A 19,746-nucleotide genomic window follows, 5' to 3' on the forward strand; every position below is an offset into this window, starting at 1 on the left:
TCGACGGCGGCACGGGGAACCCGAGGAAGCAAGCACCGGGGGAAACCGTGCCGTGCCGCCGGGGCGCGGCCTCCGCGTCTAGGCCCCGTAGGGTCGCCGCCGATCGGGCAACGTCTCGGTCGACCAGGGAGCGATCCACTCCCCGGTCCCCTCGGAAGGATCGAGGATTCCGGATTCCAGCCAGGTGAAGTCGCCGGCAAGGACCTTCTTGGAGAGCTTCCGGTCGGTCTTGTCGCTGTTGGCCCACAGGTCGCGGAACAGGGTTTCGCAGCGGTGCTCGGATTGTTCGCAGAAGGCCAGGGCCAGCAACTCGGCCGAGGTCGCGTTTGCCGGGTCCTGGGTGCGCATGAGCTCGACCCGGGCGATGCAGGCGGCCATGGCGAAGAGCTCGGCGCCAAGGTCCACGACCCGGCCCAGGAATGCCTGGTGGCTTTCCATGCCGGCCTGCCAGGTGGCCATGCCGGCGAAGGTGTGCCGGGCCAGGCGCCGCGAGGCCCGCTCGATGAAGCGCAGGTACTTGGCCAGCCTGCCGTGGTCCGAATAGGAATGGGGCAGCAGCCCGGAACCGACCGCCAGGGTCGGCAGCCACTTGGCATAGAATCCGGAGGCGCCCATGGCTGCCTTAGCTTTCGCCTGCAGGTCCGCGTCCTTGTTGGCCAGGTCCCCGGCGGCCTTCAGATGGGCATCGACAGCCTCGCGGGCGATGAGCAGGTGCATGATCTCGGTGGACCCCTCGAAGATCCGGTTGATCCGCAGGTCCCGCAGCAGTTGCTCCACGGGTACCGCGCGTTCCCCGCGTGCTTGCTGCGAGGCGGCGGTCTCGTAGCCCCGTCCACCGCGGATCTGCAGCAGCTCGTCGGCGATCTTGTAGGAGACCTCCGAGGAGAAGAGCTTGGCCAGGGCGGCCTCGATGCGCACGTCCTTCATCCCGGCATCGGCCAGGGCGGCGGAAAGCTCAAAGACCGCCTCGAGGGCGAAGGTGTTGGCGGCGATGTAAGCGATCTTCTTGCCGACCGCCTCGTGTTCCCCGACCGGCTTGCCCCACTGGATGCGGGCGTTGGACCATTCGCGGGCGATCTTCAACGACCACTTCCCGGCCCCCGCGCACATGGCCGGGATGGACAGGCGTCCGGTGTTCAGGGTGCTCAGGGCGATCTTGAGACCCGCGCCTTCCTTGCCCAGGCGGTTTTCGACTGGGACCACCACATCGCGGAAGCGGGTCACGCCGTTTTCGATGCCGCGCAGCCCCATGAAGGCATTGCGGTTTTCCACGATGATGCCGGGGGAGTCGGCCTCCACGACGAAGGCGCTGATTCCGCCCCTGGACTTGCTGCCGTCGGGCAGCTCGTGGGGCGGGACCGCTGCCATGACCACGAGCAGCTCGGCGACCACCCCGTTGGTGGTCCAGAGCTTGGCCCCGTTGAGGGTGTAGCTCGTGCCGTCCGCCGAAAGGGTTGCCGTGGTGCCCAGGCGTGCGGGGTCGGAGCCGACATCGTTTTCGGTCAGCAGGAATGCCGAGATGGACCCGGCTGCGCAGCGGGGCAGGAAGGCCCGTTTTTGCTCCTCGGTGCCGAACATTTTCACAGGCTCGGGAACGCCGATGGATTGGTGGGCAGAGAGCAGCGCACCGAGGCTGGGGTTGAGCGTGCCCACCAGCATCAGGGCCCGGCCGTAGTCGGCCAAATCAAGGCCGAGCCCGCCGTATTCCACCGGGATCTTCATGCCGAATGCGCCGACCTCGCGCAGTGCCCGGATGATCGCGTCGGGGATCCGGGACTCGCGTTCGATGGCACCGGTGTCGAGGTCCTTGATGGCCTCGCGCAGCCGTGCCATGAACGCCGTGCCGCGCGCTGCGGCCTCCGGGTCGGGTTGCGGATGCGGGTGGATCAGGCCCCAGTCGAAGTCGCCCATGTACAGGCCCTTGGCGAAGCTGGGCCGCTCCCACTGCTGCTCGCGGGCGGCTTCGGCCACCTGGCGTGCAACCTTCTCATCGACGCGTTCACCGGAATGCTGTTCATCAATGCTCATGGTGCTTCCTTTGTCGAAAACAAAGGGCCCGACACGGGGACTTACAGGCCCTGGCGTATTGATGCCAGCCTAGCCGCGGCGCCCGGTTGCCGATAGGGGCCTTGGCGAGGTGCAACGCGGGCCGCCAAGGGGCACCGGAGCTCGAGCGGGTCGCGGAGCAACGGAAAGGATCGGCGCACGGGCCCGCTGCGCGGCTACACCTCGTGCGGGTCGAGCCGCACGCAGCAGTGGTGCTCGTTCGTGGGTGGGTCGAAGCATGCGCGGTACGGCGCGTTGGCGCCGTCGACCGCGGCCGTGAGCAACTCGAAGTTCATGGTGCATACGGTGGTGCGGTGGCTGGCCGAGAGCTGGTGGAACGGGCAGTCCAGCAGGCCGATGGAGCCGTCCTCACGTTCTTCGGGTCGGTAGCCGTGGTCTGCCAAAGCCTGCGTCAGCGAGCCGGCATGTGCACCAATTGACCGACCGGCTTCGCGTGCCACCTCGGCCAACACAGGTGCAACGGGCCGGTTCTCGGTGCCGGCCCGATCGATGGCACTGGCCATGATATTCGCGGCCAACGCGTATTCCCGGTGCGGAATGCTTGCGGATACGTCGATCCGGGTGGCCGCATAAAGCTTTGCCGGGCGCCCCGACCCCGGCCCGCCCTTTCCGTTGAGTCGCCGAAACTCCACGGAAAGGAGTCCTTGGTCTGCGAGCTTGTCCAGCTGGAACGCGACGGTGTTGCGTGGAAGTTCGAGGGCCGAGGCGCATTCGTCGCGTCCCACGGCAGTCTCACTGGTGCGCACGAATTCATAGACTGCCTTGCGTACCGGATCGGCCAAGGCAGCCACGGCATTGAGCCCTTGATCCCTTGCTTGAAACCTCATGGCTCCAGTCTAAATCTAAAGTTAGCAACTGTTGACTTAGAGGGGGTGGTGTTTCTAAAGTTAAATATCACCACTTTAGAAGGAAGGGTCGAGATCATGGCCACCCACACCGTGAACACCGCGGCCGAGAGAAGCGTCCAGCTTCATCACCAGGCGTTCTTCGTTTTGCGCACGATCTTCACCGTCGCACCCATCGTCTTCGGGCTCGACAAGTTCACCAACCTGCTGACCGACTGGACGCACTACCTGGCTCCCTTGGCCACCGACATCATCCCGGTCAGCCCGCAGGTTTTCATGTATGCGGTCGGCGTCGTCGAAATCATCGCCGGCATCCTTGTGGCACTTCGCCCCAAGATCGGTTCCTTGGTCGTTTGCCTCTGGCTGCTGGGAATCATCGTGAACCTGATCATCCTGCCGGGGTTCTTCGACGTGGCCCTTCGCGACTTCGGCCTGCTGGTGGCCGCATTTGCCCTGAACCGTCTGGCGTTGGCGCGAGACGTTTAGGTTGGTTGGCCCCCGGCGGCACGACACCGACATTGTGGCGGCCCGGTGGACGAAGAAGACTCGTTCACCGGACCGCTGCTTCTTTTYTGCACGGGATCGAAGGGGCGGTTTGCTGAACGAAGGTGCCCGGTAGCCTTTGGCTGTGCTGTTGCCCGATGCCGGAGCGAGATGCGACGATGGGCCAGAACCCGACCGCAGGACTCCTCCGGGACCCCAGGCAACGCCAACCAGGCCCACGCCGCCAACGAAAAGGGCAAGAACCTTCATGAAGCGAACCGCAGCCACCGCCACCGTGCAAATCGACAACGATCGTGTCCGGGTGACCGAGTGGCGATTCCCGCCCGGCACCGAAACCGGGTGGCACATCCACCCGACCGACTACGTCGTCGTGCCCATGGACACCGGTGAACTGCTGCTTGAGGCCAGTGACCGCACAGCCCGGAACAAACTCACTGCCGGGGTGTCCTACACCCGTGCAGCCGGAAGCGAGCACAACGTCGTCAACGATGCGGATACCGAATTCGTGTTCGTGGAAATCGAGCTCAAATAGTGTCTTCCTGTATGCCTGCTGTGTAGCGGGCGACGGTCATTGTTTCCACGAAGCCGGACTGCCACCATGGAAGAATGCCCCGCACACCCATTGGATGCATGAACAGCGCAATGAACCGAAAGTCGCGGTCGGAGGCACCGCGACACTTTCCGTAGTCCCGTCCCGTGCAAGAAGACCAACCACAACAACGCCGGTGCAACGCGGGTCCGCGATGCGAACCTTTGGGGCACGCGGTTCTTGCAACGAACGGAATGCCTTCCAATGACGATTCCAGCGKCACGCGCTGAACGCACCGAAGAGCAAAAACAACACCGCAACATCCTGCTGGTCTTTGCCGGCCTGGTCATGACGATGCTGTTGGCCTCCTTGGACCAAACGATCTTCTCCACCGCACTGCCAACGATCGTCGGTGAACTCAACGGCGTCAACGAAATGCTGTGGGTCATCACCATATACATCCTGGCGTCCACCATCACGCTGCCGATTTACGGGAAGATGGGCGATCTGGTGGGCCGCAAGGGCATCTTCATGGGCGCCATAAGCCTGTTCATCGCCGGGTCGATCGTGGGAGGCTTTGCCCCGGACATGGCGTGGTTGATTGCCGGGCGCGGCATCCAGGGGCTGGGCGGCGGCGGGCTGATGGTGCTCTCCCAGGCGATCATCGCCGACGTGGTTCCGGCCCGCGAGCGCGGCAAGTACATGGGCATCATGGGCGGGGTCTTCGCGCTGTCCTCCGTGGCGGGCCCGTTGCTGGGCGGCTGGTTCACCGAGGAAGTGACGTGGCGGTGGTGCCTGTGGATGAATATCCCGCTGGGCATCATGGCCTTGGTTGCGGCGCTGTTCTTCCTCCACCTTCCCGAGACTGCCGCCGGGGAGCGGCCGCGGGTGGATGTCGGCGGCATGCTGCTGCTGGCGGTGGCCTCCACGGCGTTGGTGCTGACCACCACCTGGGGCGGGACCACCTACGCGTGGGATTCGGCCATGGTGCTCTTCCTCATGGGACTCACGCTGGCCGCCGCGGTGCTGTTCGTGCTGGTGGAACGGCGGGCCCAGGCCCCCATCATGTCCATGAAGTTGTTCAGGGAGCCCAACTTCATCCGGACCACCCTGGCCGGCCTGGTCATCGGGGTGGCCATGTTCGGGGCGCTGGCCTACCTTCCGACGTTCCTGCAGATGGTCACCGGGGCCAACGCCACCCAGGCTGGTTTGCTGATGATCCCTATGATGGGCGGGCTGCTGGTGACCTCCATTGGTTCCGGCGCCTTCGTGAGCAAGACCGGGCGTTACAAGTGGTTTCCCGTGGTGGGCACGCTCGTGGTCGCCGGGGCGCTGGCCCTGCTCTCGACCATGGATGCAGACCTCCAGGTGTGGATCATCTGTTGCTACCTCGCGCTGATGGGCGTCGGGCTCGGGCTGGGAATGCAGATCCTGGTGTTGATCGTGCAAAACACCTTTCCCAACTCGCAGGTGGGCATGGCCACGGCGGCCAACAACTACTTCCGGCAGATCGGTGCCTCGATCGGCACGGCCGTGGTCGGCAGCGTCTTCGTCACGAATCTGGGTGACCTGCTCACCGAGCGGATGCCGGCCGCAGGTGCCGGCCCGCAGGGCGATTCCAACTCGTTCACCCCGGACCTGGTGCGCTCCCTGCCCGAGGGGATCCGCCACATCATTGTCGGGGCCTACAGCGATGCGCTGACTCCGGTGTTCCTCTACATGGTCCCGTTGGTGATTGCCGCCGCGATCGTGCTGGTGTTCCTGAGGGAAAAGCCCCTGGCCACCTCCATCGAGCGCGACGGGCAGAAGAATCCGGCCACGGTTGCGGGCTCCGGGCCCGGGCCGGCGCCTCGCCATCGTGCGGTGCCCCCGGACGAGGGCTAGGCGCACCGCGCGCGAAAAGAAGCGGCGGTGCATCCGCAAAAACGCCCGGGAGGCCGGGGCGGTGAATATCTTTACCGTCCCGGCCTCCCCGTTCCGTTCCCGCTGCTTTCCTAGAAGTGGTTTTCCGCCTCGGAGAGCACCGAACGCAGGATCGACTCTATTTGGTCGAACTCCGGCGGACCCACCGTCAGCGGGGGAGCCAGCTGGATGACCGGGTCGCCGCGGTCATCGGCGCGGCAGTACAGCCCGGCGTCGTAGAGTGCGGTGGACAGGAATCCGCGCAGCAGGCGCTCGGACTCCTCGTCGTTGAACGTCTCCTTGGTCTTCTTGTCCTTGACCAGCTCGATGCCGTAGAAATAGCCCGCACCGCGCACGTCCCCGACGATCGGCAGGTCCTTGAGCTTCTCCAAGGTCGACTTGAAGATCGGGGCGTTGTCCTTGACCCGCTGGTTCAGGCCCTCGCGCTCGAAGATGTCCAGGTTCGCCATGGCCACCGCGGTGGACACGGGGTGTCCGCCGAAGGTGTAGCCGTGGTAGAAAGTGGTGTCCCCGTGCTTGAACGGCTCGAAGAGCCTTTCGGAGGCGATCATGGCGCCCAGCGGCGAGTAGCCGCTGGTGATGCCCTTGGCGCAGGTGATGATGTCCGGGACGTAGCCGAAGTCGTCACAGGCGAACATCGAGCCGATGCGGCCGAAGGCGCAGATGACCTCGTCCGAGACCAGCAGCACGTCGTACTCGTCGCAGATCTCCCGCACCCGCTGGAAGTAGCCCGGGGGCGGCGGGAAGCAGCCGCCGGAATTCTGCACCGGCTCCAGGAAGACCGCCGCGACCGAGTCGGCGCCCTCGAACTCGATGGCCTCGCGGATGCGCTCGGCGGCCCAGAAGCCGAAGTCCTTCTCGTTGTCCGCGAACTGCTCCGGGGCGCGGTAGAAGTTGGTGTTCGGGACCCGGAACGTGCCGGGGACCAGGGGCTCGAACGGCGTCTTCATGTCCGGAAGGGAGGTGATGGCCAGGGCGCCCTGCGGGGTGCCGTGGTACGCCAGTGCCCGGGAAATGACCTTGTACTTGCCGGGCTTGCCCTGCAGCTTGAAATACTGCTTGGCGAGCTTGAACGCCGACTCGACTGCTTCTCCGCCGCCGGTGGTGAAGAAGACGCGGTTCAGGTCTCCCGGTGCGTAGTTGGCCAGGCGCTCGGCGAGGTCGATGGCAGGTTCGTGCGCATAGGACCACAGCGGCATGAAGGCAAGCTTTTCGGCCTGCTTGGCGGCGGCCTCGGCCAGTTCGGCCCTGCCGTGTCCGGCGTTGACGACAAAGAGGCCTGCAAGCCCGTCGATGTAGCTCTTGCCCTGGTCGTCCCAGAGCGTATGGCCCTTGCCTCGGGTGATGATCGGAACGCGGCCGCCCTCCTGCAGGACGGAGTGGCGTGCCATGTGCATCCACAAGTGGTCCCTGGCAGCGACCTGGCGGTCGGTGCCCAAGGGCGTGGTGCTCGTTGCGGTGTTTGCAGTGGTGCTGGAAATGCTCATCGGGTACCCCAGTTGTATTCCTGTTTGCGTAGCGAGAGATACATGAACGTTTCGGTTTCACGTACCCCTTCCACGGATCGAATTTCTGTGATGATACGAAGCAGGTCCTCATCATTGGCGCAAATGACTTCCGCAATGATGTCCGAAGGTCCGGCCACCACAACGCAGTAGTCGACTTCGGGCAGGGCCGCGATCCTGTCGGCGGTGGCAATGATGTCGCCGGTGGATCGGATGCCCAGGAGGGCCTGGCGCTTGAAGCCAAGCTGCAGCGGGTCGGTGACCGCCACTACCTGCATGACTTTGCTGTCGACGAGTTTTTGGACCCGCTGCCGCACGGCTGCCTCGCTGAGGCCCACGGCCTTGCCGATGGCAGCGTATGAACGCCGCCCGTCTTGCTGCAATTGCTCAATGATTGCCTTGGACGTTTCATCCATGACGAAGCCATTGGATGTGCCGTTGGGTGCGGATTGGGTCACTTCCTATCGACCTCCTGATCGAACGAATTGGGTGGCCACGCTCGCGGATGCGGCTTGGGCCCCACCACTTGGGAATGAGCATAGCCCGAAGGAATCAGTTGTGGAAGAGGTGTTTTACAGCAGATTTCAGTGGTTCCTGAAATGCAACTCAACGAAAACTATTGTCAGCTCGGAAGATTCCTGACATGATCCATGTCAAGAGTTGAGCGTGACGAGCGTCACGATCGCCCAGTGTTCATCAAGGGAAGATGCAACGCCAGTTGAAGGGGAACCAGATGATGTCCAACCAGAACCAGCGCGAAATGCCTCGGGATCCGGCCGTCCGGGCCCTGATCGGACAGGCGCAGCGCATCCAGCTGTCGCGCCGCAAGTTGCTGGCAGGTGCCGGCGGCCTGGGACTGGCAGCCTTCCTGGCTGCCTGCGGCACCGGAGGCGGAGGAGGCAGCGCCACCAGCGCCTCCGCGGCCGTGACGGACATGTCCGAAAGCGACAAGAACGTCTTCTGGGCCAACTGGACCCTGTACCTGGACTACGACGACAAAACCAAGAAATATCCAACGCTCGAGGATTTCACCAAGCTCACCGGGATCAAGACGCATTACGCCGAGGACATCGACGGCAACGATTCCTACTACGGCAAGGTCCAGGCGCAGCTGGCCGCGGGCCAAGACATTGGCCAGGACATCATGACCCTGACCGACTGGATGGCCGGCCGGGTCATCCGCCAGGGCTTCACCCAGGAACTGGACCACGCCAACATCCCGAACATGAAAAACCTGTTGCCGAGCCTGAAGGACGTTGACTTCGACCAGGGCCGGAAGAACTCGCTGACCTGGCAAAGCGGCTACGCGGGCATTGCATACAACAAGGCCAAGTACCCAAAGGGACTGCGCAGCGTCTCCGACCTGTGGAACCCGGACCTCAAGGGCCGGATCACGGTGCTCGATGAAATGCGCGACACCATGGGCCTGTTGCTGCTCGACAACGGCGTGGAAATCTCCGGCGCCTGGGGGGACACCGAATTCGCTGCGGCCACCGATGTGCTTTCCAAGCAAATCGCCAATGGCCAGATCCGCCAGGTGAAGGGCAATTCCTACAAGGAGGACTTCATCTCCGGGGACGCCATCGCCGGGATCGTCTGGAGCGGTGACATCACCCAAATGAACTTCGAGAACGACAACCAGTGGGAGTTCGTGCTTCCCGATGCGGGCGGAACCCTGTGGAGCGACAACCTCATGGTCCCGGTCGCCTCCCCGCGCAAGGCCAACGCCGAGAAGCTCATGGACTACTACTACGAACCGGAGGTCGCCGCCCAGGTGGCCGCGTACGTGAACTTCATTTCCCCGGTCGAGGGGGCCAAGGAAGCCATGGAAAAGATCGACCCGGAACTGATGAACAATCCGCTGATCTTCCCGTCCGAATCCGATCTGGCCAAGGCGCACGTCTTCAGGTCGCTGAGCGCCGAGGAAGAAACCAACTTCAACAGCCAGTTCCAAACCGCGATCGGAGCCTAATGTCCCGCCCTGACCGTCAGTTCTCTTCCCGTCGACGCATCGCGCGCGGGATCGCGGAAGCCCAGGCTTCACGCAGGGGCGTGTTGGCCGGTGCCGGCGGGCTGGCATTGGCCGGCCTGCTGGCAGCTTGCGGGACCGCCGGCTCCAAGTCCTCCGCCGGCCCCAGCGCCGCAGTCGACCTGTCCGGCGAGCAAAAGCTTGTCAGCTGGGCCAACTGGACGCTGTACCTTGACTACGACGACGAGACCAAGAAGTACCCGACCCTTGAACGGTTCATGAAGGAAAGTGGCATCACCGCCACGTACGCGGAGGACATCGACTCCAACGACACCTACTACGGCAAGATCCAGGCCCAGCTGGCCGCCGGCAAGGACATCGGCCAGGACATCATCACCCCCAGCGACTGGATGTCCGAGCGGCTGATCCGCCAGGGCTACGTCCAGGAACTCGACCACGCCAACATCCCCAACATCAAGAACCTGCTGCCCGAACTGCGCGATGTCCGCTTCGATCCCGGGCGCACGAAGTCCTTGACCTGGCAGTCCGGGTTCACCGGGCTGGCCTGGAACAAGGAGGCCTTCCCGAGGGGCCTGAAAAACGTCTCGGACCTGTGGGATCCGGCGCTCAAGGGCCGGGTCACGGTGCTCGACGAAATGCGTGACACCATGCCGATGCTGCTGCTCGACCACGGCGTGGACATCCAGGGCGACTGGGGAGAGAACGAATACGGGAACTCGCTGGACGTCCTGGAAAGGAACATCGCCAACGGCCAGATCCGCCAGGTGAAGGGCAACTCCTACAAGCAGGACTTCATTTCGGGCGATGCGATCGCCGGGCTGGTCTACTCCGGGGACATCACCCAGCTGAACTTCGAAGAGGGCGACAAATGGGAGTTCGTGATGCCCGAAGCCAAGGGCCTGATCTGGAGCGACAACTTCATGGTCCCGATCGGTGCCACGCACAAGACCAACGCCGAGAAGCTCATGGACTTCTACTACGACCCGGACGTCGCCGCCGAGGTAGCGGCCTACGTGAACTACGTCTGCCCCGTGGTTGGCGCTCGTGAGGCCATGGAAAAGATCGACCCGGACCTCGTGGACAACCCGCTGATCTTCCCGACAAAGGAATTCCTCTCCCTTTCCTCCACCGAGCGCGCGATGAGCGTGGAGGAAGAAACCCAGTTCCAGAACATGTTCCAGCAAGTGATTGGTGCCTGACTATGACAACCACGACTTCCCTGAAGGGCAAGGCCCAGCCCATGACAGCCTCGGGGGCGGACCTTCACCTGGGCAACGTCACCAAGCGATTTGCCGACTTCACCGCGGTCGACGACCTGACCCTGACCGTGCCCAGCGGCACCTTCTTCGCACTCTTGGGCCCCTCGGGCTGCGGCAAGACCACCACGTTGCGGATGATCGCCGGTCTTGAACAACCCACCAGCGGCACCATCAGCATCGGCGGGCAGGACGTCACCAAGCTCGCTTCCTACCAACGCCAGGTCAACACCGTTTTCCAGTCCTACGCGCTCTTCCCGCACATGAGCGTGCTGGACAACGTGGCCTTCGGACTCAAGCGCAAGGGCGTCAAGGACTCGGTGTCCCGGGCCAAGGCCGCACTGGAAATGGTGGAGCTCGAACACCTCGCGTCGCGCAAGCCGGTCCAGCTCTCCGGCGGGCAGCAGCAGCGCGTGGCCCTGGCCCGTGCCCTGGTCAACCGCCCCGCGGTCCTGCTGCTTGACGAGCCCCTCGGGGCCCTGGACATGAAGCTGCGCCGGCAGATGCAGGTGGAGCTCAAATCCATCCAGACCGAGGTCGGCCTGACCTTCATCCACGTGACCCACGACCAGGAAGAGGCCATGACCATGGCCGACACCGTCGCGGTCATGAACAAGGGAAAGATCGAGCAGATGGGTGCCCCGCGCGACCTGTACGAACTGCCCAAGACCGCCTTTGTGGCCAACTTCCTGGGCAAGTCAAACCTCATGTACGGAACGGTGACCGAGGACCTCGGGGACGCCGTCGCCGTGAACGCTGCCGGACACCGCCTGGTCATGCCCAAGGACCGGTCGGTGGCCCACAGCGGTGCCGCCGTGGTGGGGGTGCGCCCGGAAAAGATGCGGGTCATGAACCTGTCCGACGAATACTCGCCCAGCGCCAACATGCTCACCGGCACGGTCCTGGACGCCTCGTTCACCGGGGTCAGCACCGAGTACCTGGTGGAGGTCCAGGGCATCGGAACCATCGGGACGTTCTCCCAGAACATGGGCCAGCCACCGGCACAGCGCGGGGACACCGTGCGCATGACCTGGGAACCGGAGTTCTCCTTCGGGCTTGACGGGGCCGAAGAGGCATCCGCGGGGAGGGACGCGGTATGACCACCACCGGATCCCGCCCCCGGAACAAGAAAAAGCCGGCAACCGTGGACCTGCGCAGCGAGGAGGAACTTGCCGCCGAGCGGCGCAAGGGAAGGGTCGGGCTGTACCTGATCATTCCGGGAATGGCCGTCCTGGCACTGTTTTTCGCGGCGCCGGTGCTGGTCCTTTTGAGCATGTCGCTCTACGCCAGGCCCCCGGGCGCCGAAATCGGCGAGTTCGTCCCGGCCCTGGAATTCGGCAACTACGTCACGGTCATCGGCGCGTACTGGGACGTGTTCCTGCGTTCGTTCTTCTTCGCCCTTATCGCCACGGTCGCGGCCCTGCTCATCGGCTACCCCATGGCCTACCTGGTGGCGGTGCGGCTGCGCGGGCACCAGCTGATGCAGGGGATCTTGCTGGTGCTGCTGATTGCACCGTTCTTCTCCAGCTTCATCCTGCGCACCCAGGCCTGGAAGCAGATCCTCTCCGACGAGGGCCCGGTGGTCACGGTGCTGCGGGCCATCGCGATCCTGCCGGCGGACGGACACCTCACCGCCACGGCCTTCGCCGTGGTGTGCGGGCTGACCTACAACTTCCTGCCGTTCATGATGCTGCCGATCTACGCCAACCTCGACCGGCTGGACACCAACCTGCTGGAGGCCTCGGGAGACCTGTATGCTAGCCCGCTGACGACCTTCTTCAAGGTGACGCTGCCGCTGTCGATGCCCGGGGTCTTTGCCGGCACGCTGCTCACGTTCATTCCCGCGGCCGGCGACTACGTCAACGCGGCGCTGCTGGGCAACAACCGGGACACGGCCATGATCGGGCAGATCATTGATTCGCGCTTCTTCAAGGTTGTCGACTACCCCGGCGCCTCGGCGTTGAGCTTCATCCTGATGATCCTGATCCTTGCCTTGGTCATGATCTACATCAAACGCTTTGGCACCAAGGAACTGTTCTAGGAAGGCTTGGAATGCGACAAAAATTTGGGCGCTGGTTCATCCCGGTCGCCGGAGGCCTGGCCTTCATCTATCTCTTGGTACCCATTGCGTACATCTTCGTGTTCTCGTTCAATGACGCCGGACGCACCAACCTCGAATGGCGGGGCTTCACGCTCGAGAACTGGAAGAACCCCTGCGGCGCACCGAATGTGTGCGAGTCGTTGGTCAACTCGCTGCAGATCGGGTTGGTCGCCACGATCTTCGCCACGGTGCTTGGCACCTGCGTGGCCCTGGGCCTGGTGCGCTACAAGTTCAAGTTCCGCAACACCGCGGACCTGTTGATCATCCTGCCGCTGGCCACCCCGGAGGTCGTGCTCGGCGCCTCGCTGCTGGCCCMGTTCCTGAACCTGGGATGGGAGCTTGGCTTCAGCACCATCGTGATTTCCCACGTGATCTTCTGCATGTCCTTCGTGGTTGTCACCGTCAGGGCGCGCGTTTCCTCGCTTGACCCCAGGTTGGAAGAAGCGGCATCGGACCTGTATGCCAGCCCGTTCCTCACGTTCTGGAAGGTCACCTTCCCGCTGTTGCTTCCGGGGATCGTGGCCGCGGCGCTGCTGTCCTTCGCGATGAGTTTCGATGACTTCATCATCACGAACTTCAACTCCGGAAATTTCTCGACGTTCCCGAAGTTCATCTACGTTTCGGCCACCCGCGGCATCCCCGCGCAGGCCAACGTGATCGGGTCGGCCATGTTTATCCTGGCGCTGGTGGTCGTTGTCACCTCGCAGGTCATTGCCTACCGCCGCCGCAAGGCCCTGGCCGCGCGCTAGAAGCGGCGGGGCCGTGCCGTGCGGTGTGACCTTCTCCAACGGTGAAAGGGCACACCGGAGCACGGAATCTTGAAGCGGGCATGAGCTATGCAAGGATAGTGCCCATGAGCGAACCTAAGTGGCTAAGCCCCGTTGAAAGAGACGCTTGGCTGGCCCTGGTGTCCGTCACCACGCTGCTGCCCGCCGCACTCGACAGCGAGTTGCAGGTCCAGGCCAAGATCACCCTTTTCGACTACAACGTGCTTGCCATGCTGTCGGAGGCCCCCGAACGGATCCTGCCGATGAGCGAACTGGCCTCCCGGACCAGCGCCTCGCTCTCGCGGCTGTCGCACGTGGTCAAGAAGCTGGAAGGCCGGGGATGGGTTGAACGAACCAGGTCCCCGGAGGATGCCCGCGTGACCATCGCCAGGCTCACGGACGATGGGTGGGACAAGGTTGAGTCCCTTGCCCCCGAACATGTTGGTTCGGTGCGGAAACTGATTTTCGAGGGTTTAGACGACCACGACGTGGCGGAACTGGCACGCATCGGCCAGAAGCTCGTGGGCCGGCTGGACCCCGCGCACTGGATTCTGCGCTAGGAGCGCCTCGGGTCCGGTGGCCCCGCCTCGGGGCCTTTGATTCGGACGTGAGGCAGATCGCATGCCGGGGACCCGGAAAGCCCTGTTGTCGATTTGGCTGCCGATGTGTTAATCGCCTAGAATGGTTAGGCGTTAAGTCGTGTATGCCCAAACGGGTTTGCACGGTTGCCCGTAAAACCGAATATCATGGTCAGCCGAGTAGGGAAAAGTACTCATTGGCCATGAGGTTCACCGTCTTTCACGCTAAAAAAGGCTCTTCGGTTGGTTCTCACCCAGCCTGGTTACCTTCTGCAGTAATAACGGTGTCACAACTGGTGGCGGGACTCTTATACGCAGATTCAGAGGCAGCAGTTTTCCGCTGTATCTGTCAACGAGTACCGCCAATATTTACTACAACTGAGGAGTGATCATGGCAGCTGTATGCCAGGTGACTGGTGCGGTTCCGAACTTCGGACACAGCATCTCCCACTCGCACCGCCGCAACAAGCGTCGGTTCGACCCGAATATTCAAAAGAAGCGCTACTGGGTTCCGTCCCTGCGTCGCAACGTTACCCTGACCCTTTCGGTCAAGGGCATCAAGCGCATTGACGTCCGCGGCATTGATGCCGTTGTAGCCGACCTGCTTGCGAAGGGTGTGAAGCTCTAGTGGCTAAGGATAAGGACGTACGTCCGATCATTAAGCTCAAGTCGACCGCCGGCACCGGGTTCACCTACGTGACCCGCAAGAACCGTCGTAACAACCCAGACCGCATGGTTCTGAAGAAGTACGACCCGGTAGTCCGCAAGCACGTCGAATTCCGAGAGGAGCGCTAAACATGGCCAAGAAGTCTATGATTGCTAAGAACGAGCAGCGCAAGGTCATTGTTGAGCGTTACGCCGAAAAGCGTGCAGCCCTCAAGAAGACCTTGGTTGATCCGAACGCAACCGATGAGGCACGCGAAGAGGCCCGCTTGGGTCTGCAGAAGCTGCCCCGCAATGCTTCGCCGGTACGCGTTCGTAACCGCGATTCCATTGACGGCCGCCCGCGCGGCACCCTCCAGAAGTTCGGTATCTCCCGTGTTCGCTTCCGCGACATGGCACACCGTGGCGAGCTTCCGGGCATCACCAAGTCTTCCTGGTAAATTCCAGAAGCAGTCAAAGGCCCCAACCGAATCGGTTGGGGCCTTTGGCCACTTAACAAGCGCTTTCCCGATCCGGTCCCTTAAAGATCGGAACGAGAGTAGGCTCGCAGCATGGACATGCTATCGATCTTGATCGTCGCGGGGATTCTCGTGCTGTGTCTGTTGTCGGTCGGAATCGGAATGCGCAGGACCCTGGACAAGCGAGCAGTCGACATTCAGCGGACTGATCCCGAGACCGCTCGCGCTCTGCGCGAAGCGCGACGCAACATCGATCAGGGCAGAGGCCTCTACCGCCGCTGAATGCCTCCGCCACCCGTACCGGGCAGGCCGGGTGGCGCCGCCGACGGCCTGGATGGCCCACTGGCGGTCACCGCTTTCGTGCCGACCCGAACAAGCGCCCGAACCGCCCGGGACGGTGCTCCTGCCGTGCCTTTTCTGTGGGTGCCGCGGCCACCGCACGGGCGGTTCGGCGTTCTCGCCACGCGGCGACTTCGTCCTCGACGTCACGCAGCGCGGTTATCACCGGTGGACCGCCGAGCAGCTGGCGGCGGGCCTCGATGATACGGGCGTTGAAATCCTCCAGCAATGACCGCACCGCGGCGGGATCCGCCATCCGGTCCAAGGTCTCTTCCAGTTCTTCGTCTTCCTTGCGCAGCAGCAGCGCCGGGGGACCGACACCGCTGATCTGTTCACGCTTCATCAGCCCCTTGATCCACCAATCGGGATCCGCGGTGGATCCAAGGCCCGGTATCGGCTTGCCCGCATAGGCGAGGTTGTCGAAGTCGCCTCTGGCGAACGCGGCGTCCAGGGCGCTGTTGGCGACTTCCCAGACCTCGTCGTCGGCGTGGAAGCTGCGGACCTCGGCTGCCGGTTCCGACTCATCGCCCAGCCTCCGCCCGGTCCTTTCGGCGTACTCATCGACGGGGAGCTGTTCCCCGTCGACATCGCGAGCCAAGCGGTAGCGGGCCGAGCGCAGTGCGGCCTCACGGTTCTCATCAAGGTTGCGTCGGGACATGTGCTGGGACCACCCTTCCGGGATGTTGCCTTAACCTTAACCACGCGCTGGGCCAGCATCAACAGGCAGGCACTGGTGGTTCCCGGGCGCTGGGCCTCCAACGTCTCGCCCGATTAAGGCCCTGCTTTTCTCGTTCGGTAGGCTGTGCCCGATGAAGGCACTATTTGGCACCTCAACCGTTCTGTTCCTGCTGACTACCGCCATTGCCCTGAGCATCGACCTGCTGTGGGGATTGCTGACGGCCGCTGGCGCGCTTTCATCGGGCATTGGCTATCTTCTATGCCGCAACCAAGCCAAGGAGAGCAAGCTGGAGCGCTGAGCCAACGACTGGCCGGGACGCGAGCCACCGAAAGCCGGGGAGCACCGGCAGACCAACCCCACGCATCGGGCACTGCTATCGGGAAGACTGTAGCTTTGGACATCATGGACCAGTTCAAGACCACAGGCATCAACAAGACCCGAACCTCCAGGCAGGAAGACGCGGTGGTGGCACGTCGCCGAAACGGCGACGCCAGCGGCCTGCGCATCTTGGTCACCGGAGCGAATGCAGGGATTGGATTCTGGACCAGTCTCCACTTGGCCCGGCGCGGGGCCGAAGTCATCATGGCGTGCCGCGACAAACGCAAGGCGGAAGCCGCCGCGCAGGCAATTCGTGCACGTGTACCCGGGGCACGGCTTCGCCTGGCGACCCTTGATGTTTCCAGTCTCGGATCCGTCGCCGCAGCGGTTGCCGAACTTGGCCGCCTTGAGCACCTGGATGTGCTGATCGCCAACGCCGGCATGGTGCATGCCCCGCGCACGCGCCAGCAGAGCGTGGACGGGCTGGAACTCGTGGCTGCGACCAACTTCTTCGGGCACTTCGCGCTGGTCGCCGGGCTGCTTCCGGTCCTGGAACGGGCCCCGGCCGCCCGCGTGCTGACCCTGGGCTCGCTTTCCACCCTGCTGGTTCGCCCGCACCTGGATGATCCGCAATTGCAGGGCAACTATTCCTCGTGGCAGGCCTACGCCCAATCCAAGATCATGCTCCAATCCTTCGCTTTCGAACTCGACCGACGGCTGCAGCGAACCCCCGGCACGACCAGGGCGTTGAGCGCCCATCCCGGTTATTCGCTCTCCGGGCGCACACCCGGGATTGCCGGCGTCAACGAGCCCGGCACGTTCAAACGAGTCGTTGATACGCTCCAGGCCCCGTTTACCCAGGGCAAGGACCGGGGTGCCTGGCCGATAGTTCGGGCCGCCGTGGACCCCGACGCCTTCAGCACTCCGGGAGCGGTCTTTTACGGACCGCGGTGGCTGGTCAGGGGTGGCCCGCGCAAGGCCACCCCTGCGTCAATCACCACGGATTCCGGGCCTGCCGCAACCATATGGAAGGCAGCCGAATCCGCCACCGGAATTTCCCTTTTCGGTTAGCCCATTGACCGCTTGCCGGCGGACCGACGTCGATGTTTGAAGTCCCTGGAAGCGATGGCCAGGGAACCCGAAATGACCGCGTGAACCGGTCTGCTGGATTGTGGCGACTTCGACCCCCAAGAGTGCTGTTCGTCTCTCTTTCGGAGTAAAACGGGCCGCTGAAGGCGAAAAAACCGCCAAACTTCAAAAAATTCCCGGGAATTCGGCCCGTATCGGGCGTTTCGCGCAGGAACATTTGGTAAGTTCTCACACAGAAGTCCCCGCGAACGCGAGGCGACCCGGGCCAACTGCGTCCGGGAAGAGAAGTCCAGGAGGACATACTTTGGCTATGAACCGTAGTGAACTTGTTGCAGCTGTCGCCGAGAAGACCGGCAACTCCCAGGTAGCCGTCAACGGTGTTTTGGATGCAGTGTTCGACGTATTCGTTTCCCAGATTTCCAAGGGCGAAAAGGTCTCGATCCCGGGCTGGCTCGCAGTCGAGCGCACCGACCGTGCAGCACGCACCGGCCGCAACCCGCAGACCGGCGAAGCCATCCAGATTCCGGCCGGCCACTCGGTCAAGCTGACCGCTGGCTCCAAGCTGAAGGCTGCCGTTACCGGCAAGTAGTCTGCGCCGCGCGCAACAGCTTTCAAGCCGCCCCACGCAATGGTCCCAAGGACCGGATGCGGGGGCGGCTTTGGCGTTAATGGGTGCCGTGGGCGAATTTAGAATTCTACGACCCGTAGAATCGCGTAGAATGACTTGCTGGAACCATGAGGCATTACCTATCAATCCCTTGGCGGAGGAAAACGGCATGAAGGATCACGGCCTGCGCATCTTGCGTGGCTGGATTGGTGCATTGATTTGCACCTGCCTTGCCGCCGCCTCCCATACCGCCGTGGACGGGGTCATGCCGCCGCTTGCCGTCATCGGACTCCTGCTATGTATCAGCGCCGTCATCTGCACGGCCCTGGCCTCCGGCAAGACCTCATTGATGCGCACCGGCCTCGCGGTGTTGCTGAGCCAGGGCGCCTACCATGGCGCCTTCGGCCTGTTCGGCCACCAGCACCAAGGCGCCGCCGGGCTCATCCTGGAAAGCGGCGCCCACGCAGGACACGGTCTTGAACTGGGCATAGGCCCAACCGTGGCCGCCGCAACCGCCGCCGAGTCGCCAGCGGGCTGGCTGATGACCGTCGCCCACGTGGCCGCCGCAATCGTGACCATCACGGCCATGCGCCGGGGTGAGATCGCCGCCCGCACATTTGCCCAGGCCATCTCCCTGTACGTACCGCGCCTGATCCTGTTTGTACGCGGGCTGCAGGCAACTCGGGGCATACAGCCCCTGCTCGGCGTTGCCTACCGCGTGCTGGTCCTGCGTGACGTGCTGCGCCCGGCCCTGCACCGCCGCGGTCCTCCGCGGGGACCTGCTTTCGCACACCCGTAAAGCAACCCCCAACTTCCTGCGAGCCAACATCGCCGCGGAGAAAAGGACCACGTACCCCATGACTGACACAATCCAAGCCCCACGCACCGCCACCCGAATCGGCGTACTCGTCGCCGCCGTGCTGCTGTGCCTGATGACCGTTTTCGGCGTATCAAGCGCCCAGGCACACGACGAACTGATTTCCTCCACACCTGCCAGCGGAGAGGTGCTCAAGACGGCACCCAAATCACTGGTGCTGACCTTCAGCGGAGACATCAAGAAGATCGGGACGATCCTTGAACTTTCGGATGGCAAGGGAACCAACGTCGATACCACCTTTGCGATCGACCGCCGCGAAGTAACCGTCACCCCGTCCACCATCTTGGCCAACGGAGATTACACCCTCATCGCCCGGGTGGTGTCCTCGGACGGGCACCCGATTGACAAGAAGATCGCCTTCGAGGTCAACGACCCGGCGGCAGTGGCCAGCAGTGCACCGGCAACCGCGAGCACTCCGGCGGCGTCCGCTACGCCGAGTGCCACGCCGTCGGAGCAGCCGAGCGCCGAGGACGGCGACACCACCACACCGGTTGCCGGCATGCCCGCGGGCCTGGTCTGGGCCATCATCGGCGTTGCCGGGATCGGCATCATCGCCCTGGTGTTGCTGAAGGTCCGCCGCCAGACCAAGTAGCCGCCCGGCCACACCCCGCCGAGTCCGCCACGAGGGCCCCGGTTCCCCGGCACCAGCGC

Annotated in this window: 23 protein-coding genes; 18 read left to right on the plus strand and 5 right to left on the minus strand. The window is 63.5% G+C overall.

Features of this window, described 5'->3' with window-relative positions; genetic code table 11:
* Window positions 1-78: 78 nt before the first annotated feature.
* Together BLJ79_RS00140 and BLJ79_RS00145 are read right to left on the minus strand one after the other, a co-directional pair.
* Entirely contained in the window at window positions 79-2,028 is a 1,950-nt protein-coding gene (locus BLJ79_RS00140) for an acyl-CoA dehydrogenase family protein (RefSeq protein WP_071212662.1), read from the minus strand.
* 194 nt (window positions 2,029-2,222) lie between these two features.
* Window positions 2,223-2,894 (minus strand): helix-turn-helix transcriptional regulator, encoded by a 672-nt coding sequence (locus tag BLJ79_RS00145; protein WP_071212663.1) that lies wholly within the window; start codon window positions 2,892-2,894, stop codon window positions 2,223-2,225.
* 96 nt (window positions 2,895-2,990) lie between these two features.
* On the opposite strand from BLJ79_RS00145, the gene BLJ79_RS00150 reads away from it, so the two are divergent.
* The 3 genes from BLJ79_RS00150 (at window position 2,991) to BLJ79_RS00160 (ending at window position 5,829) form a co-directional block, all read left to right on the plus strand.
* Window positions 2,991-3,398 (plus strand): DoxX family membrane protein, encoded by a 408-nt coding sequence (locus BLJ79_RS00150; protein ID WP_071212664.1) that lies wholly within the window; start codon window positions 2,991-2,993, stop codon window positions 3,396-3,398.
* A 265-nt stretch (window positions 3,399-3,663) separates the two neighbouring features.
* Complete coding sequence (locus BLJ79_RS00155; protein ID WP_071212665.1) at window positions 3,664-3,948, plus strand: cupin domain-containing protein; 285 nt, start codon at window positions 3,664-3,666, stop codon at window positions 3,946-3,948.
* 261 nt (window positions 3,949-4,209) lie between these two features.
* Entirely contained in the window at window positions 4,210-5,829 is a 1,620-nt protein-coding gene (locus BLJ79_RS00160) for an MDR family MFS transporter (protein ID WP_071212666.1), read from the plus strand.
* 110 nt (window positions 5,830-5,939) lie between these two features.
* On the opposite strand, the gene BLJ79_RS00165 is transcribed toward BLJ79_RS00160, so the two are convergent.
* Both BLJ79_RS00165 and BLJ79_RS00170 read right to left on the minus strand, forming a co-directional pair.
* The gene (locus BLJ79_RS00165; protein ID WP_139194648.1) at window positions 5,940-7,355 is read right to left on the minus strand and encodes an aspartate aminotransferase family protein; all 1,416 of its coding nucleotides are present in this window, start codon (window positions 7,353-7,355) and stop codon (window positions 5,940-5,942) included.
* Window positions 7,352-7,789 carry an Lrp/AsnC family transcriptional regulator gene (locus BLJ79_RS00170; protein WP_071213195.1) on the minus strand — a complete coding sequence of 146 codons (438 nt, stop codon included), beginning with the start codon at window positions 7,787-7,789 and terminating at the stop codon, window positions 7,352-7,354. The genes BLJ79_RS00165 and BLJ79_RS00170 overlap by 4 nt, the downstream gene beginning before the upstream one ends.
* A 317-nt stretch (window positions 7,790-8,106) precedes the next feature.
* Between BLJ79_RS00170 and BLJ79_RS00175 the strand changes: the two genes are divergently transcribed.
* The 10 genes from BLJ79_RS00175 to BLJ79_RS00220 all read left to right on the plus strand — a co-directional run bounded on the left by BLJ79_RS00175 (window position 8,107) and on the right by BLJ79_RS00220 (window position 15,468).
* Window positions 8,107-9,345, plus strand: a complete 1,239-nt coding sequence (locus BLJ79_RS00175; protein ID WP_286135205.1) for an ABC transporter substrate-binding protein — start codon at window positions 8,107-8,109, stop codon at window positions 9,343-9,345.
* On the plus strand, window positions 9,345-10,562 hold the full coding sequence (locus tag BLJ79_RS00180; protein ID WP_071212667.1) for an ABC transporter substrate-binding protein: 1,218 nt from the start codon (window positions 9,345-9,347) through the stop codon (window positions 10,560-10,562). The genes BLJ79_RS00175 and BLJ79_RS00180 overlap by 1 nt, the downstream gene beginning before the upstream one ends.
* Window positions 10,563-10,564: 2 nt before the next feature.
* On the plus strand, window positions 10,565-11,719 hold the full coding sequence (locus BLJ79_RS00185) for an ABC transporter ATP-binding protein (RefSeq protein WP_071212668.1): 1,155 nt from the start codon (window positions 10,565-10,567) through the stop codon (window positions 11,717-11,719).
* Complete coding sequence (locus BLJ79_RS00190; protein ID WP_083410891.1) at window positions 11,716-12,660, plus strand: ABC transporter permease; 945 nt, start codon at window positions 11,716-11,718, stop codon at window positions 12,658-12,660. The genes BLJ79_RS00185 and BLJ79_RS00190 overlap by 4 nt, the downstream gene beginning before the upstream one ends.
* An 11-nt stretch (window positions 12,661-12,671) precedes the next feature.
* The gene (locus tag BLJ79_RS00195) at window positions 12,672-13,469 is read left to right on the plus strand and encodes an ABC transporter permease (RefSeq protein ID WP_071212669.1); all 798 of its coding nucleotides are present in this window, start codon (window positions 12,672-12,674) and stop codon (window positions 13,467-13,469) included.
* A gap of 104 nt (window positions 13,470-13,573) precedes the next feature.
* Complete coding sequence (locus tag BLJ79_RS00200) at window positions 13,574-14,047, plus strand: MarR family winged helix-turn-helix transcriptional regulator (protein ID WP_071212670.1); 474 nt, start codon at window positions 13,574-13,576, stop codon at window positions 14,045-14,047.
* Window positions 14,048-14,456: 409 nt separating this feature from the next.
* Window positions 14,457-14,693, plus strand: a complete 237-nt coding sequence (gene rpmB / locus BLJ79_RS00205) for a 50S ribosomal protein L28 (RefSeq protein WP_071212671.1) — start codon at window positions 14,457-14,459, stop codon at window positions 14,691-14,693.
* The gene (gene rpmG / locus BLJ79_RS00210; RefSeq protein WP_007270730.1) at window positions 14,693-14,860 is read left to right on the plus strand and encodes a 50S ribosomal protein L33; all 168 of its coding nucleotides are present in this window, start codon (window positions 14,693-14,695) and stop codon (window positions 14,858-14,860) included. The genes rpmB and rpmG overlap by 1 nt, the downstream gene beginning before the upstream one ends.
* Before the next feature lie 2 nt (window positions 14,861-14,862).
* Window positions 14,863-15,168, plus strand: a complete 306-nt coding sequence (gene rpsN / locus BLJ79_RS00215) for a 30S ribosomal protein S14 (RefSeq protein ID WP_071212672.1) — start codon at window positions 14,863-14,865, stop codon at window positions 15,166-15,168.
* A gap of 111 nt (window positions 15,169-15,279) precedes the next feature.
* Entirely contained in the window at window positions 15,280-15,468 is a 189-nt protein-coding gene (locus tag BLJ79_RS00220) for a hypothetical protein (protein WP_071212673.1), read from the plus strand.
* 67 nt (window positions 15,469-15,535) lie between these two features.
* Here the strand turns inward: BLJ79_RS00220 and BLJ79_RS00225 are convergent, their stop codons facing one another.
* Complete coding sequence (locus tag BLJ79_RS00225; RefSeq protein ID WP_071212674.1) at window positions 15,536-16,183, minus strand: DnaJ family domain-containing protein; 648 nt, start codon at window positions 16,181-16,183, stop codon at window positions 15,536-15,538.
* Between the two features lie 151 nt (window positions 16,184-16,334).
* Here BLJ79_RS00225 and BLJ79_RS23190 point away from each other — a divergent pair, with 151 nt between their 5' ends.
* The 5 genes from BLJ79_RS23190 to BLJ79_RS00245 all read left to right on the plus strand — a co-directional run bounded on the left by BLJ79_RS23190 (window position 16,335) and on the right by BLJ79_RS00245 (window position 19,687).
* Window positions 16,335-16,502 (plus strand): hypothetical protein, encoded by a 168-nt coding sequence (locus tag BLJ79_RS23190; RefSeq protein ID WP_175475349.1) that lies wholly within the window; start codon window positions 16,335-16,337, stop codon window positions 16,500-16,502.
* 104 nt (window positions 16,503-16,606) lie between these two features.
* A complete protein-coding gene (locus tag BLJ79_RS00230; protein ID WP_175475350.1) occupies window positions 16,607-17,593 on the plus strand; it encodes an SDR family NAD(P)-dependent oxidoreductase in 987 nt (328 codons plus the stop codon).
* Between the two features lie 322 nt (window positions 17,594-17,915).
* On the plus strand, window positions 17,916-18,200 hold the full coding sequence (locus BLJ79_RS00235) for an HU family DNA-binding protein (protein WP_071212675.1): 285 nt from the start codon (window positions 17,916-17,918) through the stop codon (window positions 18,198-18,200).
* A gap of 187 nt (window positions 18,201-18,387) precedes the next feature.
* Window positions 18,388-19,017 (plus strand): hypothetical protein, encoded by a 630-nt coding sequence (locus tag BLJ79_RS00240; protein ID WP_139194649.1) that lies wholly within the window; start codon window positions 18,388-18,390, stop codon window positions 19,015-19,017.
* A gap of 58 nt (window positions 19,018-19,075) precedes the next feature.
* Window positions 19,076-19,687 carry a copper resistance CopC family protein gene (locus BLJ79_RS00245; protein ID WP_071212677.1) on the plus strand — a complete coding sequence of 204 codons (612 nt, stop codon included), beginning with the start codon at window positions 19,076-19,078 and terminating at the stop codon, window positions 19,685-19,687.
* Window positions 19,688-19,746: the final 59 nt, after the last annotated feature.

It is taken from the genome of Arthrobacter sp. UCD-GKA, assembly GCF_001863355.1.
Classification (GTDB): Bacteria; Actinomycetota; Actinomycetes; order Actinomycetales; family Micrococcaceae; genus Paeniglutamicibacter.

Bases quoted from the DNA above. Each gene is read 5' to 3' on its own strand.
- BLJ79_RS00185 (WP_071212668.1), top strand. From the start codon at position 10,565: ATGACAACCACGACTTCCCTGAAGGGCAAGGCCCAGCCCATGACAGCC.
- BLJ79_RS00180 (WP_071212667.1), top strand. From the start codon at position 9,345: ATGTCCCGCCCTGACCGTCAGTTCTCTTCCCGTCGACGCATCGCGCGC.
- BLJ79_RS00190 (WP_083410891.1), top strand. From the start codon at position 11,716: ATGACCACCACCGGATCCCGCCCCCGGAACAAGAAAAAGCCGGCAACC.
- rpsN (WP_071212672.1), top strand. From the start codon at position 14,863: ATGGCCAAGAAGTCTATGATTGCTAAGAACGAGCAGCGCAAGGTCATT.
- BLJ79_RS00245 (WP_071212677.1), top strand. From the start codon at position 19,076: ATGACTGACACAATCCAAGCCCCACGCACCGCCACCCGAATCGGCGTA.
- BLJ79_RS00230 (WP_175475350.1), top strand. From the start codon at position 16,607: ATGGACCAGTTCAAGACCACAGGCATCAACAAGACCCGAACCTCCAGG.
- BLJ79_RS23190 (WP_175475349.1), top strand. From the start codon at position 16,335: ATGAAGGCACTATTTGGCACCTCAACCGTTCTGTTCCTGCTGACTACC.
- BLJ79_RS00240 (WP_139194649.1), top strand. From the start codon at position 18,388: ATGAAGGATCACGGCCTGCGCATCTTGCGTGGCTGGATTGGTGCATTG.
- BLJ79_RS00155 (WP_071212665.1), top strand. From the start codon at position 3,664: ATGAAGCGAACCGCAGCCACCGCCACCGTGCAAATCGACAACGATCGT.
- BLJ79_RS00140 (WP_071212662.1), bottom strand. From the start codon at position 2,028: ATGAGCATTGATGAACAGCATTCCGGTGAACGCGTCGATGAGAAGGTT.
- BLJ79_RS00225 (WP_071212674.1), bottom strand. From the start codon at position 16,183: ATGTCCCGACGCAACCTTGATGAGAACCGTGAGGCCGCACTGCGCTCG.
- BLJ79_RS00145 (WP_071212663.1), bottom strand. From the start codon at position 2,894: ATGAGGTTTCAAGCAAGGGATCAAGGGCTCAATGCCGTGGCTGCCTTG.
- BLJ79_RS00170 (WP_071213195.1), bottom strand. From the start codon at position 7,789: ATGGATGAAACGTCCAAGGCAATCATTGAGCAATTGCAGCAAGACGGG.
- BLJ79_RS00175 (WP_286135205.1), top strand. From the start codon at position 8,107: ATGATGTCCAACCAGAACCAGCGCGAAATGCCTCGGGATCCGGCCGTC.
- BLJ79_RS00165 (WP_139194648.1), bottom strand. From the start codon at position 7,355: ATGAGCATTTCCAGCACCACTGCAAACACCGCAACGAGCACCACGCCC.
- BLJ79_RS00200 (WP_071212670.1), top strand. From the start codon at position 13,574: ATGAGCGAACCTAAGTGGCTAAGCCCCGTTGAAAGAGACGCTTGGCTG.
- BLJ79_RS00150 (WP_071212664.1), top strand. From the start codon at position 2,991: ATGGCCACCCACACCGTGAACACCGCGGCCGAGAGAAGCGTCCAGCTT.
- BLJ79_RS00220 (WP_071212673.1), top strand. From the start codon at position 15,280: ATGGACATGCTATCGATCTTGATCGTCGCGGGGATTCTCGTGCTGTGT.
- rpmB (WP_071212671.1), top strand. From the start codon at position 14,457: ATGGCAGCTGTATGCCAGGTGACTGGTGCGGTTCCGAACTTCGGACAC.